At 59.8% G+C, this 14,876-nt stretch carries 16 protein-coding genes, 1 tRNA gene and 1 pseudogene; 10 read left to right on the forward strand and 8 right to left on the reverse strand.

The window, feature by feature from the left end:
* Window positions 1-51 precede the first annotated feature (51 nt).
* The 3 genes from E2K80_RS01190 to E2K80_RS01200 all read left to right on the forward strand — a co-directional run bounded on the left by E2K80_RS01190 (window position 52) and on the right by E2K80_RS01200 (window position 3,452).
* On the forward strand, window positions 52-921 hold the full coding sequence (locus tag E2K80_RS01190) for a hydroxymethylglutaryl-CoA lyase (protein ID WP_135376429.1): 870 nt from the start codon (window positions 52-54) through the stop codon (window positions 919-921).
* Window positions 918-1,700, forward strand: coding sequence for a crotonase/enoyl-CoA hydratase family protein (locus E2K80_RS01195; RefSeq protein ID WP_135371996.1), 783 nt, complete (start codon window positions 918-920; stop codon window positions 1,698-1,700). The genes E2K80_RS01190 and E2K80_RS01195 overlap by 4 nt, the downstream gene beginning before the upstream one ends.
* A gap of 177 nt (window positions 1,701-1,877) precedes the next feature.
* The gene (locus E2K80_RS01200; protein ID WP_135371999.1) at window positions 1,878-3,452 is read left to right on the forward strand and encodes an AMP-binding protein; all 1,575 of its coding nucleotides are present in this window, start codon (window positions 1,878-1,880) and stop codon (window positions 3,450-3,452) included.
* Window positions 3,453-3,505: 53 nt separating this feature from the next.
* Here E2K80_RS01200 and E2K80_RS01205 read toward each other — a convergent pair whose 3' ends face one another.
* The 3 genes from E2K80_RS01205 to E2K80_RS01215 all read right to left on the reverse strand — a co-directional run bounded on the left by E2K80_RS01205 (window position 3,506) and on the right by E2K80_RS01215 (window position 7,301).
* Entirely contained in the window at window positions 3,506-4,039 is a 534-nt protein-coding gene (locus tag E2K80_RS01205) for a DUF2244 domain-containing protein (protein ID WP_135372001.1), read from the reverse strand.
* An 8-nt stretch (window positions 4,040-4,047) separates the two neighbouring features.
* The gene (gene ctaD, locus E2K80_RS01210) at window positions 4,048-5,712 is read right to left on the reverse strand and encodes a cytochrome c oxidase subunit I (protein ID WP_135372003.1); all 1,665 of its coding nucleotides are present in this window, start codon (window positions 5,710-5,712) and stop codon (window positions 4,048-4,050) included.
* Between the two features lie 395 nt (window positions 5,713-6,107).
* On the reverse strand, window positions 6,108-7,301 hold the full coding sequence (locus E2K80_RS01215) for an acyltransferase family protein (RefSeq protein ID WP_338014571.1): 1,194 nt from the start codon (window positions 7,299-7,301) through the stop codon (window positions 6,108-6,110).
* Between the two features lie 9 nt (window positions 7,302-7,310).
* Here E2K80_RS01215 and E2K80_RS01220 point away from each other — a divergent pair, with 9 nt between their 5' ends.
* On the forward strand, window positions 7,311-8,048 hold the full coding sequence (locus E2K80_RS01220) for a TetR family transcriptional regulator (RefSeq protein WP_135372007.1): 738 nt from the start codon (window positions 7,311-7,313) through the stop codon (window positions 8,046-8,048).
* A gap of 43 nt (window positions 8,049-8,091) precedes the next feature.
* Here the strand turns inward: E2K80_RS01220 and E2K80_RS01225 are convergent, their stop codons facing one another.
* The 4 genes from E2K80_RS01225 to E2K80_RS01240 form a co-directional block, all read right to left on the reverse strand.
* Complete coding sequence (locus E2K80_RS01225; protein WP_135372009.1) at window positions 8,092-8,727, reverse strand: exopolysaccharide biosynthesis protein; 636 nt, start codon at window positions 8,725-8,727, stop codon at window positions 8,092-8,094.
* 37 nt (window positions 8,728-8,764) lie between these two features.
* Window positions 8,765-8,947 carry a hypothetical protein gene (locus E2K80_RS01230; protein WP_135372011.1) on the reverse strand — a complete coding sequence of 61 codons (183 nt, stop codon included), beginning with the start codon at window positions 8,945-8,947 and terminating at the stop codon, window positions 8,765-8,767.
* 170 nt (window positions 8,948-9,117) lie between these two features.
* Entirely contained in the window at window positions 9,118-9,768 is a 651-nt protein-coding gene (gene lipB, locus E2K80_RS01235; RefSeq protein ID WP_135372013.1) for a lipoyl(octanoyl) transferase LipB, read from the reverse strand.
* 3 nt (window positions 9,769-9,771) lie between these two features.
* A complete protein-coding gene (locus E2K80_RS01240; RefSeq protein ID WP_135372014.1) occupies window positions 9,772-10,488 on the reverse strand; it encodes a LytTR family DNA-binding domain-containing protein in 717 nt (238 codons plus the stop codon).
* A 147-nt stretch (window positions 10,489-10,635) separates the two neighbouring features.
* Here E2K80_RS01240 and E2K80_RS01245 point away from each other — a divergent pair, with 147 nt between their 5' ends.
* Complete coding sequence (locus E2K80_RS01245) at window positions 10,636-11,130, forward strand: DUF2306 domain-containing protein (protein ID WP_168193065.1); 495 nt, start codon at window positions 10,636-10,638, stop codon at window positions 11,128-11,130.
* Between the two features lie 105 nt (window positions 11,131-11,235).
* A tRNA-Leu gene (locus E2K80_RS01250) sits at window positions 11,236-11,322 on the forward strand.
* Window positions 11,323-11,527: 205 nt separating this feature from the next.
* On the opposite strand, the gene E2K80_RS01255 is transcribed toward E2K80_RS01250, so the two are convergent.
* On the reverse strand, window positions 11,528-12,070 hold the full coding sequence (locus tag E2K80_RS01255; RefSeq protein WP_135372018.1) for a hypothetical protein: 543 nt from the start codon (window positions 12,068-12,070) through the stop codon (window positions 11,528-11,530).
* A 169-nt stretch (window positions 12,071-12,239) separates the two neighbouring features.
* On the opposite strand from E2K80_RS01255, the gene E2K80_RS18995 reads away from it, so the two are divergent.
* The 4 genes and pseudogenes from E2K80_RS18995 to E2K80_RS01270 all read left to right on the forward strand — a co-directional run bounded on the left by E2K80_RS18995 (window position 12,240) and on the right by E2K80_RS01270 (window position 14,821).
* On the forward strand, window positions 12,240-12,509 hold the full coding sequence (locus E2K80_RS18995; RefSeq protein ID WP_168193066.1) for a transposase: 270 nt from the start codon (window positions 12,240-12,242) through the stop codon (window positions 12,507-12,509).
* Entirely contained in the window at window positions 12,485-12,916 is a 432-nt protein-coding gene (locus E2K80_RS01260) for an IS5 family transposase (RefSeq protein WP_168193067.1), read from the forward strand. The genes E2K80_RS18995 and E2K80_RS01260 overlap by 25 nt, the downstream gene beginning before the upstream one ends.
* Window positions 12,917-12,975: 59 nt before the next feature.
* Window positions 12,976-13,283, forward strand: a pseudogene (locus tag E2K80_RS01265) (IS3 family transposase); the annotation flags it as partial.
* Between the two features lie 506 nt (window positions 13,284-13,789).
* Window positions 13,790-14,821 (forward strand): LacI family DNA-binding transcriptional regulator, encoded by a 1,032-nt coding sequence (locus E2K80_RS01270; protein WP_135372023.1) that lies wholly within the window; start codon window positions 13,790-13,792, stop codon window positions 14,819-14,821.
* Window positions 14,822-14,876 lie beyond the last annotated feature (55 nt).

Raw genomic sequence — 14,876 nt, forward strand, 5'->3', positions numbered from 1 at the left:
GCCCGCCCTGTAGAGGAGTGCGGGCCGGGCACAAAGAGGAGAGGCAGGGTGATGGCGGAAGCCGTGGAGATATTCGAGGTGGGCCCCCGGGACGGGTTGCAGAACGAGGCGCGCCCGATCCCGGTTGCCGAGAAGATCGCGCTGGTCGACCGGCTGAGCCAGGCCGGGTTCCGCCGGATCGAGGTGGCCTCTTTCGTCAGCCCGAAATGGGTGCCGCAGATGGCCGACAGCGCCGAGGTGCTGGCCGGTATCACACGCGGTATCACACGGGGGCAGGGCATCCGCTATGCGGCCCTGACCCCGAATATGCGCGGCTATGAGGCGGCGTTGGCGGCAGGCGCTGATGAGATTGCGATTTTCGGGTCGGCTTCCGAGGGGTTTTCCAGGGCGAATATCAACGCCAGCATTGAAGACAGCCTTGCGCGGTTCCGGCCCGTGGTGGAGGCCGCCCGGCATATTGACCTGCCGGTGCGGGGCTATGTCAGCTGTGTCACCGATTGCCCCTATGACGGGCCGGTTGCGCCGGGGCAGGTTGCCTGGCTGGCCGATCAGCTGTTTGCGATGGGCTGCTATGAAATCTCGCTGGGCGATACGATTGGCCAGGGCACGCCTGACAGCATCGCGCGGATGTTGCTGGCGGTGCGCGATGTGGTGCCTGCGGGGCGGCTGGCAGGGCATTTTCATGACACGGGCGGTCGTGCGCTGGACAATATTGATGCCTCGCTCAGCCTAGGGCTCCGGGTCTTCGATGCGGCTGTGGGCGGGCTTGGCGGCTGCCCCTATGCGCCGGGGGCCGCTGGCAATGTGGCCAGTGAGGCGGTGGCGCGGCATCTGGCGGATCTGGGTTATGACACCGGGCTTGATATAGACGCGGTTGAACAGGCTGCCGCGATGGCGCAGGCGATGCGGGAGGGTGCGTGATGGAGACAATCGAAATCGCGGTGGATATGCGCGGGGTTGCAACCGTGACGCTGAACCGGCCGGACAAGCATAATGCGCTGGATGCGCAGATGATCGCGGAGCTGACCGGGACGGCAGAGCGGCTGGGCCGCGACCCGGCGGTGCGTGTGGTGGTTCTGACCGGCGCGGGGCAAAGCTTCTGCGCCGGGGGCGATCTGGGCTGGATGCGGGCGCAGATGGGGGCTGACGGGGCGACCCGCGCGCGGGAGGCGCGCAATCTGGCCAATATGCTGAGCGTTCTGGACCGGATGCCGAAACCCCTGATCGGGCGGGTGCAGGGCCAGGCCTTTGGCGGTGGTGTCGGTATGATGTCGGTCTGCGATGTGGCTCTGGGCGTTGATGGCGCGCGGTTCGGCCTGACCGAGGTGCGTCTGGGGCTGATCCCGGCGACAATCGGGCCTTATGTGGTGGCGCGTATGGGTGCCGCGTGGGCGCGTCGGGTGATGTTCTCGGGCCGGGTTTTCGGCGCGGAAGAGGCCGTGGCCCTGGGGCTTCTGGCCCGCGCGGTGCCGGAGGCGGAGCTGGATGCGGCGATCGAGCGGGAAGTGGCCCCGTATCTGGCGGCTGCTCCGGGGGCTGTGGCCGAGGGCAAGGCGCTGGTTGCGCGTCTGGGCGGCGGTGTCGATGAGGCGGCGATTGCGATGAGTGTGGATGCGCTGGTGGCCCGGTGGGAAAACCCCGAAAGCACGGAGGGGATTGCGGCTTTTTTCGACAAGCGGAAACCCGGTTGGCAGGCGTAACAGGGCCTGCCTGATGACCCTTCGCGGCCATTCCGGCTGTGGCCCATGTCGGATTTTGCGTATTTGGAACAAGAAGAAGCGGGCGGAGTTGTTTTCATGATCACAGCTTTCGTTTTTGCGCGCCTGTGTTAGCCTTCCGGGACCGGCCCCGGGCAAGAGGGCCAGACGGGAGGAGCCATGACAATTTTTCCAAGCCTCTATCCAGAGGTTGCGCAAAGCGATCTGTCGATCAGTGAACGGTTGTTTCAGGGTCTGGAAACCCGCCCCGATGATGTGGCGATCATTGACGGACCAACAGGTCGGCATATGACGGCTGCGGGTCTGATGGATCAGATCAGGGCGCTGGCTGGCGGGTTGACCGCGCGCGGATCGGCCCCGGGGCGGACCATCGCCATTCTGGCCCCCAATTGCCCCGAATACGCAGTGGTGTTCCATGGGGTGGCTTTTGCCGGAGGGACGATCACCACATTGAACCCCACCTATACCGCACCCGAGATCCAGCATCAGTTGCAGGATGCAGGCGCCGTGATGGTGATCACCATTCCGGCGCTGGCAGATCTGGCCCGCGCGGGCATGGCGGATACGCCTGCTGAGGAACTGGTTGTGATCGGTGGTGGGGGTGAGGGCGCGCTGTCGCTTGACGATCTGATGGGTCCGGCACAGGCCGCGCAGTCCCCGGTTGGTCTGGACAGTTTTCCGGTGGTTCTGCCCTATTCCAGCGGCACCACGGGGCGGCCCAAAGGGGTGATGCTGAGCCACCGGAACATCGTCACCAATGTGAACCAGCTGGCCTTGCCCACGGAGCTGCAACCCGGGGAAACGGTCATCGCCTTCCTGCCGTTTTTTCATATCTACGGGATGACGGTTCTGATGAATCTGATCCTTGGAGAAAAAGGCCGGCTGGTGACCATGCCGCGTTTCGATCTGGAGCAGTTTTTGCAATTGATCCAGACCCATGGGGTCAACCGGCTTTATATCGTGCCGCCCGTGGCCTTGGCGCTGGCCAAACATCCGATGGTGGATCAGTATGACATGTCTTCGGTGCGCTATATCTTTTCCGGTGCGGCGCCTTTGGGTGCTGAGGTGGAGGAGGCCGTAGGCCAGCGATTGCAGGCGGAATCAATCCAGGGTTACGGCATGACCGAGATGAGCCCGGTCAGCCATTCCACCTATAAGGGCAAGCCGCGCCACGGGTCCTCGGGGCAGGCGGTGCCGGGCACCGAATGCCGGATCGTGGAGCCGGAAAGCGGCGCCGATCTGGGCCCCGATGAAGAGGGCGAATTATGGGTGCGCGGCCCGCAGGTGATGATGGGATACCTGAACAATCCGGAGGCGACGGCGGCCACACTGACCAAAGATGGCTGGTTGAAAACCGGGGATTTGGCGGTGATCGACGGGCAGGGCTATATGTTCATCCGCGACCGTCTGAAGGAGTTGATCAAATACAAGGGGTTTCAGGTTGCCCCCGCCGAGGTGGAGGCCGCGTTGATCGCCCATGATCAGGTGATTGACGCCGCCGTTGTGGGCAAGCCTGATGATGAGGCCGGGGAATTGCCGATTGCTTTCGTGGTGTCCGCGCCCGGGGCCGGGATCGGGCAGGCGGATATGCGCACCCATCTGCAGGGATGTCTGGCCCATTACAAACATCCCGTTGAGTTCCGCTTTGTGGACAGCGTGCCGAAATCCGCCTCGGGCAAGATATTACGCCGGTTCCTGCGCGATGAGTTGCGGGCCGAAGGGGTGAAATCCTGAAAAAGGAGCCGTCCTGTTTCGGGGTGGTTCGGATCAGATCAGAGCGGGGTGTCTTAACCGCAGTGCAGCAGTTCCTGTTCCAGCCGGTCCTTCAGGGCGACCCGTTCGCCCGGGGTGAGGAACGCGCCGATCTCAACCTCGCGGTCCCCGCCTGACAGGGTGATGTAATTGGGCACGGGCCCGCCTTTGGCATAAAGGGTCACACGAACCCAATAGGGGTTCGCCTGCCAATCCCGGCGCGCGCGGTGGGGGTCATGGCGTTCCAGACGGATCAGACGGTCCCAGAGGATCAGCTCTTCATACATCGCCCGGTCGCGCCAGGATCGTTTCAGCGCGACCCAGATCGCGGTCACGGCGGCGATGATGAAAGGCAGCAGCCCCCAGAAGAGCGAGGTGCCGATCACCGCAAGCAGCGGCAGGGAGATCAGCGAGGCGGTCACCCCGATGAACCAGACAAACCCATCCGGCGTGAGCGAGCGATGGGGTCGCAGGATCATCCGCAGCCGGGGCAGGCCGTGGGTCGTATCAGAAAGGGCCGCGAAATCCTCCGCGGCCCCTGTATCTGCTGTGTCTATATAGACGGGCATCGGCCTGCCTAGTGATGGGGCTGCTTATCCCACATATCGGGTGTCGGCAGGTCCTCGAATGTGTGTTCCGGTGGCGGGTTCGGCAGGGTCCATTCCAGCGTGTCGGCATGTTCGCCCCAATAGGCCTTGTCTTCGATCTTGCGCCCATAAAGCAGCGTGTAGAACACGATACCGATGAACATCAGGAAAGAGGCAAAGGATACGAAAGCGCCGATCGACGAGATTTGATTCCAGTAGGCAAAGGCCTCGGGATAGTCGATATAGCGGCGCGGCATCCCCTGGCGGCCCAGAAAGTGCTGCGGGAAGAAGGTCACATTGGCGCCGATGAAGAACAACCAGAAATGGATCTTGCCCATCATCTCGGGATATTGCCGGCCCGACATCTTGCCGATCCAGTAATAGACGGCCGCGAAGATGCCGAAGACGGCCCCCAGGCTCATCACATAGTGGAAATGGGCCACGACGTAATAGGTGTCATGATAGGCCCGGTCGATGCCTGCCTGGCTGAGAACAATGCCGGTCACGCCCCCGAAGGTGAACAGGAAGATGAAACCGATCGCAAACAGCATCGGTGTCTTGAAGCTGATCGAGCCCTGCCACATGGTGGCAATCCAGCTGAAAATCTTGATCCCCGTCGGCACCGCGATCACCATGGTGGCCACCATGAAATAGGCCTGCTGGTTCAATGTCATACCAACCGTGTACATATGGTGTGCCCAGACCACGAAACCCAAGCCGCCAATGGCGACAAGGGCATAGACCATGGGCAGATACCCGAAGATCGGTTTTTTCGAGAAGGTGGCCACCACATGGGAGATCACGCCAAAGGCGGGCAGAACCACGATATACACTTCGGGGTGACCGAAGAACCAGAAGATATGCTGGAACAGGATCGGGTCACCGCCACCAGCCACATCAAAGAAGGTGGTGCCGAAATTCCGGTCGGTCAGAAGCATGGTGATGGCCCCGGCCAGAACCGGCAGCGACAGCAACAGCAACCATGCAGTGACAAAGATCGACCAGGCGAAAAGCGGCACTTTGTGCATGGTCATGCCCGGCGCGCGCATATTCAGGAAGGTGGTAATAAAGTTGATCGCCCCCAGAATGGAGGAGGCGCCGGAGACATGCACCGCGAAGATTGCGAAATCGACGGCGCGGGATGTGGGGGCATCCTGCCAGCTGAGCGGGGGGTAGAATGTCCAGCCGGGGCCGGCACCACCGTCCACAAAGACCGCGCAGAAGGCAAGGGCGGTGCCCGCCACATACATCCAGTAGCTGAGGTTATTCAGGCGCGGAAATGCCATATCGGGCGCGCCGATCATCAGCGGCATGAAATAGTTGCCGAACCCGCCGAACAGCGCCGGGATCACCACGAAGAACATCATCAAGACGCCATGTCCGGTGATCATCACCCCCCATAGATGGCCGTCAGGTGTACATTCCGCCTCTGCCGCGGCGCTGAGCAGACGGGCACCTTCGGCGCACATATACTGTACACCCGGCTCCATCAGTTCCATCCGCATATAGACGGTGAAAGCGACCGAGATCAGCCCCACGAACCCTGCGGTGAAAAGGTAGAGAACCCCGATATCCTTGTGATTGGTGGACATGAACCATCGGGTGAAAAACCCCGGCCGGTCGTGATCATGCCCGGAAATGGCGGCGTCGGCCATAATGCGCTCCCTGTCTAGCTTATGCAGATGGCAATGGATCTGCCCGCACTGCCTGAGTTGCTGTGGGTCGTTTTAGTGCTGCATGGGCCTGCGTGCAATGCGGAAGGATCGAGAGGGGTGGGAAAAATTGCCTCAGTCCGGGTGTCGCACCACAAACAGGTTTGACCTGCCTGTCAAAGAACGGCCCGGATGGGTCAGGATGGGCGTGCTGTAGTGGCTGGAAAGAGCCTAAAGCACCCTGCCTTAGACTTGCATCACAAATGCCCTGCCACGCTTCGCGGCCCCGGGACATTTGTGATGCGCGATGTCTCAGGTGTAAGGCAGCATGCGGTATTTTCCAAATGCTGGAAGCTTGACGAATGGCAGCTTTAGCTAAGTTGCGCCAGCCAGCGGTTCTAGGTCGCCTCTATAGACCTGAAGTGGAAGCGAGGTTTGCGATGAAACGGCAAGCCCGTCGCAAAGCGCGTAACGGCAAACTGCGCCGCGCCCCACGCCAGCAGGATACTCAATATGGTTGTAAGGATTGCGATGGTCGTTGCCTTCAATAGCGTCATGCTGGCCCAATCCAGCCACAACCAGCCAAGAAGAACGATAATCGTCTGGTGGAAAAGGTAGAATGGCAGTGCAATCGGCACAAAGGCGCGCAACAGCGGAATGGGATGGCTGAACAAGGTCCGCCCGTATCCCAGCAGGGTCAACAGCAGGCACCATTCTGCAGCAAATCGGATCAGGTGGCGGATCGTGTGTGAGGTTTCGATTATACCAAAACCGCCCACGTCTATCGGCATTGTTGCGAACCAGATTGCAATCAGGCCCAGCGCGATGATCAACGCAATTTGCCGGATGGCGCCGATAGATGCCTCTACCTCGGGATTGCGTCCCAACCACCACCCAAAGAGCACCAGAAAGCCATAATGCGCATGGTTCGCCCAGTCCCAGACAAGATTATGGGTGCTTGGGAAGGCCGGGCGCAGGGCGGCCTCGATACCGATCAGGATCAAGCCTGGCAGGAACAGCCGCCAGGGCGCTTCGATCATCGACTGGGCAGGTCGCCGTGCAACACCGGCATGGCTGAGAAAAGCGAGCGGCAGACAGTAGATAAAGAGATAGGGAAGGAACCACAGGTGATGCCAGGAGAAATTGGCTTCGGGATAACAGCAGCGAAAGTAGGTGCCCATGAACAACCAAAGGCCGCCTTCGTGATCGTGCGGGCTCATCCGCAAAGGCACCTCGGGCGTGATCCGTTCCAACCAGACCTGCGGTGCAACCAGCACCACAGCGCCGATCAGCAGCGGTACGATAAGCCGGGCGGAACGCTCTTTCAAAAATGCCACTCCGCTGCGGTGTTCCAGGGCCCAGGCCGCGCTCATCCCTGCCAGCAGAAAGAGTAGCGACATCTGCGCGACATTAAGGAACCGGATCAGAAAACCGGCAATCCAGAAAGGCGCCTCAAGATCCTTCATATGCCAGACCTCCGCATCAAAAAGCCGGGCGGTGTGAAATGGAACCAAAAGCAAGACGACAACAGCGCGGAGTGTATCGACATCGTTTCGGCGCGGGGGCTGGACGTCACGATCACTTTCAGGCACTCCTAAATAATGAACGAATCACTCATTCATGATAACCAGAAAAACGCTAAATCTTCAAGACGCAGGGGGCCGAAGCGAAGCCCAGCCAAGCTTGAAGCTATCGCCCGCGCCGCGCGCCATGTGCTGGCCATGAACGGGCCGCGGCTGACCCAGATCGCCGATGTGGCGCAGGCCGCCGGCGTCGCGGCGGGAACAGTATATGTCTACATTTCTGAAAAGGAGGCATTGATTGAGCTCGCTATTCTTTACGCCGCCCGCTTCGATCTGCCAGACGCGGGCAAGCCCGTGAAGTTCAGTGCGGCGCGGTTGAAACAGGCTGCGTCCCGCGCCCTTGAGGAGCGGTTGGACTGGCCGGTGCTCAAGGAGGCCGCGCTGCGCGCACCGCCAAGTGCCGACGTGCTCGCGGCTGTCTTGTCCGAGACCTACGATATGCTTCGGCGTGAGCACCAACTCATCACCTTGCTAGACAGTTGTTCCAAGGAAAACGCGGTGCTTGAACGGCTCTACACCAAGGGTCAGCGCAGCTTGTTTTTCAGGGATTTCGAAACCTGTATAGATCGGCTCTCAATGTCGGGTTATGTCCGACGCGATCTTGATATCGCTGCGGCCTCGCGCGCGGCAGTGGAAATGCTTGTTTGGATGGCGATGCGCAGACCTGGCGACCGCGATCCGCCACTCTGCGATGACGCTGCCGCGCGCAGCGCAAGTATTGGGTTTGCCATCGCCGGGCTGACCAACAGAGGGTAGGCAAGCGCATTCTGGCCCGGCTCTGGTTCCGTGTCTCGCCGCCTCAGCCCCAAAGGCTCAGCAAAACCGCACCGGCGCTGGCCACGGGGATCAAGGCCACCAACGCCCATAGCCCGTCACGGGTCATCATTGCCAGGCACATCAGACAGACCGCCATGGCCAGCAGGGACGAGGAAAAGGGAACAAGTTCCAGAAACGGCATTGCAAACCCGCAAAGCGCGCAGGCCAGTTGCAGGATGCTGAGCATCGGTTGCCGGGTCAGAAGGCGCAATCGCTGCCCGCTATGGGCATCAAGCCAAAGGGCGGGCCGGCGCAGCCGCACAATGCCTGAGCGCAGCCTGTGCGAACTGATCCCGCGTCTGCGCAGCCAACCGGGCAGCCACAAAGACCGGCGATGCCCAAGCATTTGACAGGCAACCAGAAAAATCATCATGCCGCAGATGCTTGGAAGGATCGGGATGCCGGAAAGCGGTGACAGGACGATCACGGCGGGGATCAACAGGGCGGGCAGAAACCCCGTCGCGCCGAAGGCGGCCAGCAGATCGCCCATGCTGACCCGATCCGTTTTGCAGAGGGCCAGAATATCGTCAACGATCTCGGCCAGGCCCGTTGGGGGAACCGGTGCTGTGGCAGGCTGAATGATCAAAGCGGCCTGCTTGCGCCTGGTCCGCAGGCCCATCGGAGGGACATGGCCGGGCCATGCCGATCAAGAGGGGTCACCCGGATATCCAGACTGAGGGCGCATGTAAAACTGTGGGGTCAGGCATGTCCGGCGGCGTCACGTCAGACACGAACTCGGCAATGGCCATGCCCAGCACGATGCACAGACCGGCAAGGGCGGCCACCAGCATATGCACCTCCAGCCAGTCATCACGACCGATCTGATAATCCGAATCCACGGAAGGAAGGCGGGTATCCTGTATCGTCATGTTGTTTTCGTCCCTCTGTAGGGATCGGGAACTTCAAAGACAGGGAACATGTGAGACTGAGAACACGTTATGAATGTGATTGTTGCAGAAACGGGGCCAGAGGCAGAAAGGGTTTGATGTCGGACGGGAAATTTAGGCAATCAGTTGCCAAAGATCGGCGGAAATGTGCGTTTCAGTGCTGCGTCCACATCCTCCAGCGTCACGGGCAGGCCCATATCCACAAGGCTGGTGACCCCATGACCGGTGATGCCGCAGGGCACGATACCGTCAAAATGGCTCAGATCCGGCTCCACATTGATCGACACCCCGTGAAAGCTGACCCATTTGCGAATCCGCAGGCCCACGGCAGCGATCTTGTCTTCCCTCGGGCTGCCATCGGGCAGGGGTGGTTTTTCCGGCCGCTGAACCCAGACACCCACCCGGCCTTTCCGCCGTTCGCCAGTGACATTGAACTCCGCCAGCGTGGCGATGACCCAATCCTCGATCCGGCTCACAAACTGGCGCACATCGCGCTCGCGCCGGTTCAGATCAAGCATCACATAAGCCACACGCTGGCCCGGCCCGTGATAGGTGTATTGCCCGCCGCGCCGGGTTTCATAGACCGCAAACCGGTCGGGTTGCAGCAGATCATCGGGTCTGGCCGAAGTGCCGGCCGTGTAAAGCGGCGGGTGTTCAAGAAGCCAGATTGCCTCCTCCGCCCGCCCCCCGGCAATGGCACTGACCCGCGCCTCCATCTCTGCCAGCGCGGTTTCATAGGGCACAAGCCCGTGGGATGTCAGCCATTCCACCATCGTTTAGCGCGGTAAAAGCCCGGCGGCCCTGGCCTCGGCCAGGCGTGACCGGCTGACCGGGATATCGGCTCCATGGCTCATGGTCAGGATCGCCCGGTCCCCGTCCCGCCGTCCCGCTTTGACCGCGGCCAAAGCCACCCAATGCGACCGGTGGACCTGTATCCCTTCGACAGGGCCAGCCTCGCGGATCGCATCCGACAGACGCATCAGCAGCATCTCTTCCCCTTTCGTTGTCCTGACCCGCACATAATGATCCTCGACGCAGAGCGCCACCAGGCGCCCGCGTTTCTCAAGCGGCAGTCGGTCGAGCAGCGGGATTGTCGGCTTTGTTGCCAGATCGGTACTAGCCCCCAACTGGCGCCCGGCAATGTCGAGCATCACGGTGATGATCATCGCAATACTGACCACCGTTGCGATGAAGCTGGCAATCTCGTCCCGCGCGGGCGATTGCGCGAAAACCAGATAATTCAGTACGACGACCAGCCCCGTCACCCCAAGCCCCGTCACGATCCCGATCAGAAGGACCCCACCCCGGACCGGCACAACCGGCTTCAAAAGCTGACCCGACCAATAGCCGATGGAATAGCTTCCCAAGGCAATGCCGCCCCAATAGGCCAGCCGTGGCCAGAAGCTTAGCACCCGATCTGTCCCGAACGGCCCGACCAGCGCCAGAATCGCGGCCAATCCGGCCAACGCAGGCAGCACCAGAGGCTCACGCATATGCCGCCGCCATATGCGAAGCGCGGATTGCGACCCGTTGGTGACCACGCAATTCTCCCGTCATTGGCGCATCCGGAATTGAAACCCGCGCCCGTTGTCGCCTGTGGTGCCATGGCAAACGCATCTTGCCAAGATTGGAGCCCGCCTGTGACCATCGACCCGATCCTTTCGGCATCGCCGGCTGTTCAGGTTCACATCGCGGCGGCCTGTCTGGCAATCCTCCTGGGGCCATTCGCGATTTATCGCCGTCAGCGCGACCGGATACATAAACTCACCGGGTATATCTGGATCATGGCGATGATGCTGCTTGCGGGCAGCAGCCTGACGATCCCGGCACATGTCTTCCCCATTGTCGGGATGTTCGGGCCGATCCATCTTCTGTCCATTGCGGTATTTTACATACTCTGGAAAGGATATCGCCACATTCGCGCCGGGCGGCGGGCTTTGCATGCACAGTCGATGCGGGCGCTTTACTGGAACAGTCTGGGGATCGCCGGGGCCTTCACCTTTCTGCCGGGGCGGGTGATGAACCGGGTCTTTTTTGCCGGGGCCGAAAGGTTTGGCTATGTGATGATCCTGCTGCTCTTGGCCGGGGTTCTGGCCCATACCCTTGGGCAGAGGAAAGCCCGACGCCCGGTATGACATATGCATGAGGGCCACCGCGGAACGGCGTGCGCCGATGGCGCAACTTTTCCTCTTTTCTTTCGGGGATGACCTGACTAAACGTGCGCCCACTTCTGATCACGTGCGGTCGTGGCGGAATTGGTAGACGCGCAGCGTTGAGGTCGCTGTGGGGTAACACCCGTGTGGGTTCGAGTCCCACCGACCGCACCAGAAACTACATAATATCAAATACTTGGTAGATTTGTTCGTAAATAGTTAGTTCCTGAGATCGAAAGCAACGCGCAGGCACCACCGACATTTTTCATCTTTTTTGCACGATTCAACCGCGTGCAGGTCGATTTCCGCCTGGATGTAGCGGAAGCGCTCTGTCACCATATCGCAAAAGAGCGGGCCGGTGATCGCCGGCGGCAGCGGGTCATTCGGCGGCGGGCTGGACTGATTTCAGAACCCGGACAGATCCCACAGCCTGCACCCGGTTACTGCTGTCCCAGATGTTGAAAAATCTCCTGGTGCCTTCCGGCAAATGCTCGACCGGAACGGTGAATACCGCAACACCACTGGCATCGGTGGTCTCCGTTCCGGTCCAAAGCGGATCACCACCCGCCGTATCCGACAACGCCAGACTCACCTCTTCCTCACCAAGCACAACTTCGTCGGGATCATGAGCCGTGATCTGGATAATCAGAGGTTCACCGTGATAATAATGTGTGATCTTCGTGTCTGTCGCAGGCATGTTGCCCTCCATTTCTCTGACGCCCGAGGGCGCACCGATGATACTGGCCGACCCGCCCGGTGCGCCGAGGATGTCACGCCAGCCGACAGGCGCGGCCGCCATCTGCATCACACCCTGCGGCGCACCGGTTAAGGTCACGATACTGCGCGGGGTGCCGATCACCGTGGCAATTGGGACTGGCGTGTACTTTATCACAGCGGGCAGATGGCCAATGCCGGATGTCATACCCACACCTGTGAGCGCCAGCGCACCTGCTGTCGAAACAGGCCGGCGGCCGGCACCCGCCATATCGCCGGCTTGAGTATCAGACCCTGCGCCGACAATAACCGCGCGGGCATACCCACGGCCGGAAGCCTGGCCCGCCCCGGAAGCAGCGCTGCTACCTTGCCCCACCATGGGCAATTGCCCCGATCCGATACCCTGGCCCCCGGATGGGGCAACAATCGCGCCCGCCGCCACAACTGGTGAATACACAACGATCTACAACCGTTTCAACCGATGGACTTATGCGGGCATTTGGGATCGGGTAATGGAGGCGGTCGCCGATGCGCACAATATCGACACCGTGATGGTGGATGGCACATCGGTTCGGGTTCACCATTCTGCAGCGACGCTCAAAAAAACGACCCGCGTCGTTGCATGGGCCGGTCGCGGGGTGGGTTAACCACGAAAATACATGCACTTACCAATCAGGACGGGTTGCCGATCCGCTATGAACTGACGCCGGGCCAAGCCCACGATGCACCCCCATGCGAACAGCTTTTGGACGGGCTGCAACCTGGCCAATACGTTCTGGCTGACAAGGCATATGACGCGGATTGGATCCGCAAGATGATCTGGGAACAGGGCGCCATCGACGTCATCCCGTCCAAATCCAACCGCAAACTGCCCGCCGAGTTCGACGTCGATATCTATCGCGAGCGCAACAAGATCGAGCGGTTCTTTGGCCGCCTCAAAGCTTCCTTCCGCCGCATCGCAACCCGATACGAAAAGACATCTGCCAACTTCTTGGCGATGATCAAACTCGCATCCGTCAGGCTATGGTGCCAGTTTTATGAGTCCGCTGCCTAATTTCTTCGAAGACGTGTTCACCGAGGACAACGAAAGATTCAAGAACGTAGTTTTCACTGAACCGCCGTCTGAAGCGCATGTATGCTGAGATGAGCATGCAGAATGATCTGCTGAAGGAAGCCCTTGGAAAAAAGCGTTAAGGCCGTCTCAACGACGAGAGATGGCCATAAAGGTGGTCGCAGTGCATGGGATCAGCGTGGCGCTGGCTTGCCGCACGTTCCAAATCAGCGAGACGTGCTATCGATACAGCCCGGTTCTGAGCGACGAGAACGAAGAGATCGCGGACTGGTTGGAACGGCTGACGACGAACAAGCGCAATTGGGGCTTTGGCCTGTGCTTTTTGTATCTGCGCAATGTGCAGGGCTACCGGCAGCCGATCGTCTGATCCTGTCACAAGATGCAAGACGCTTGATGTGATGATGCGAAACGAAGTCAACCAAGAGTAAGGACACTCCGACGAATGTCGCGGCCCTCAGAGGTCGTTTAGCCGATAGGAACCTTGCTTGCGGAACTCATCAGGGCCAGTGGCAGCCGCCACGCAAACAGGCCGGACACACGACTGTACTGACAGACCATCGCAATATCGCAAAAACTCTTGCAATGCAGGAGCCATCCACACAGGACTTTCACTTGAACCACGAGTTGTCGCAGTGCGGCCCGGCAAAGCAGCCGTTCGGCGTTAGAGGAAAAAACCAGCACTCATATATGTCAACGTTTGGTAGCCCACCTATCGATTGACTTCAGACGGAAACAAAATTCTCAAACCGCGATCAAAAACCTTACGCTAAGAAAGAATAACTTTACTCGCGCAATGTTTTTGTGGTTTTTGGCTATGAACTTTGACACCCCGTCTAAACCAAAACGCAGGTTTGCATGAGCGCCCAGAAGATCAAGAATATGGAGGAGTTCGCCGCCGTAAGCGGGCTGTCTCGTCCCACGGTTTCGAAGTATTTCAATGACCCGGATAGCGTGCGAAAAACGACGCGCGACCGAATCGAGGCTGCGCTAGATCGATATGATTACCGTCCCAATATTTACGCTGTGAACCAGAACCGACGCCTGACAAAGAATGTTGGGATCTTGGTTCCGTTTCTGGCCGATCCGTTCTTTGCCGAAATTGCCCGCACAATTGAAACGCTCTGCATGGAGGCCGGCTTTCGTCCGATCTTGCTTAGTTCACACGGTGATCGAGCGCTTGAAAACGAAAACCTCGACAGCTTGAAGGCCCTTAAACCAGCGGGCGTTCTGATGGCACCGCTTGGCCGGGCGTCTGACAGGGGCGAAATCGAGCGGTTCTGCGAGGATGTCCCGACGGTTTTGTTCGACTCCAACACCGAAGGCGTTGGCGAAGACTTCATTGGGTCAGACAATCAACAAAGCGTAGGTATGATCGTGGACTATCTCAATCGCACCGGGGAAGCCCCTGCCTTTTTCGAGATGGCTAAGCCGGTCAACCCGAACGCGAACAAGCGGCGGGCCGCATATCTGGCGGCAATGGACCGGCTGGGGCACAACCCCGAGCTGTTCCAGATTGATGGCGAAGGCTGGTCATTTGAAGAGATCGGATTCCGCGGCGGGATGGAGTTGTTTTCGCGCAGGGCGACGCGCCCCGGGACCGTTCTTTGTTCTAATGACCGTCTGGCCATCGGACTGCTATCGGCGGCATATGAAAGCGGGCTAAGCGTGGGCCATGGGCCGTCTTGCGATATCCGAATCGCAGGTCATGACGATCACCCGTTTTCGCGCTTCACCTGCCCAAGCCTGACGACCGTTGCCCAGGATTATGAAGCGATTGCCCGCAAAAGTGTTGCTCGGCTTGTCGAAAGAGTTGAGACCGAAAGCGATGTAAGATACAGAATTGAAACACTTATTCCGGGGAAGTTGGTCATGCGAAATTCGGCATAGCGGCGCGTACTAAAAAATTAACTCGCGTAAAGTTTTTAATTGACGCGCGAATGCA

This window comes from Rhodophyticola sp. CCM32 (assembly GCF_004751985.1).
Lineage (GTDB): Bacteria > Pseudomonadota > Alphaproteobacteria > Rhodobacterales > Rhodobacteraceae > Rhodophyticola.

Excerpts from the sequence above, each read along its gene's own strand:
- E2K80_RS01200 (WP_135371999.1), top strand. The coding sequence starts at position 1,878 with ATGACAATTTTTCCAAGCCTCTATCCAGAGGTTGCGCAAAGCGATCTG.
- ctaD (WP_135372003.1), bottom strand. The coding sequence starts at position 5,712 with ATGGCCGACGCCGCCATTTCCGGGCATGATCACGACCGGCCGGGGTTT.
- E2K80_RS01270 (WP_135372023.1), top strand. The coding sequence starts at position 13,790 with ATGAGCGCCCAGAAGATCAAGAATATGGAGGAGTTCGCCGCCGTAAGC.
- E2K80_RS01205 (WP_135372001.1), bottom strand. The coding sequence starts at position 4,039 with ATGCCCGTCTATATAGACACAGCAGATACAGGGGCCGCGGAGGATTTC.
- E2K80_RS01225 (WP_135372009.1), bottom strand. The coding sequence starts at position 8,727 with ATGGGCCTGCGGACCAGGCGCAAGCAGGCCGCTTTGATCATTCAGCCT.
- E2K80_RS01255 (WP_135372018.1), bottom strand. The coding sequence starts at position 12,070 with ATGACATCCGGCATTGGCCATCTGCCCGCTGTGATAAAGTACACGCCA.
- lipB (WP_135372013.1), bottom strand. The coding sequence starts at position 9,768 with ATGGTGGAATGGCTGACATCCCACGGGCTTGTGCCCTATGAAACCGCG.
- E2K80_RS01190 (WP_135376429.1), top strand. The coding sequence starts at position 52 with ATGGCGGAAGCCGTGGAGATATTCGAGGTGGGCCCCCGGGACGGGTTG.
- E2K80_RS01240 (WP_135372014.1), bottom strand. The coding sequence starts at position 10,488 with ATGCGTGAGCCTCTGGTGCTGCCTGCGTTGGCCGGATTGGCCGCGATT.
- E2K80_RS01220 (WP_135372007.1), top strand. The coding sequence starts at position 7,311 with ATGAACGAATCACTCATTCATGATAACCAGAAAAACGCTAAATCTTCA.
- E2K80_RS01260 (WP_168193067.1), top strand. The coding sequence starts at position 12,485 with ATGGGCCGGTCGCGGGGTGGGTTAACCACGAAAATACATGCACTTACC.
- E2K80_RS18995 (WP_168193066.1), top strand. The coding sequence starts at position 12,240 with ATGGGCAATTGCCCCGATCCGATACCCTGGCCCCCGGATGGGGCAACA.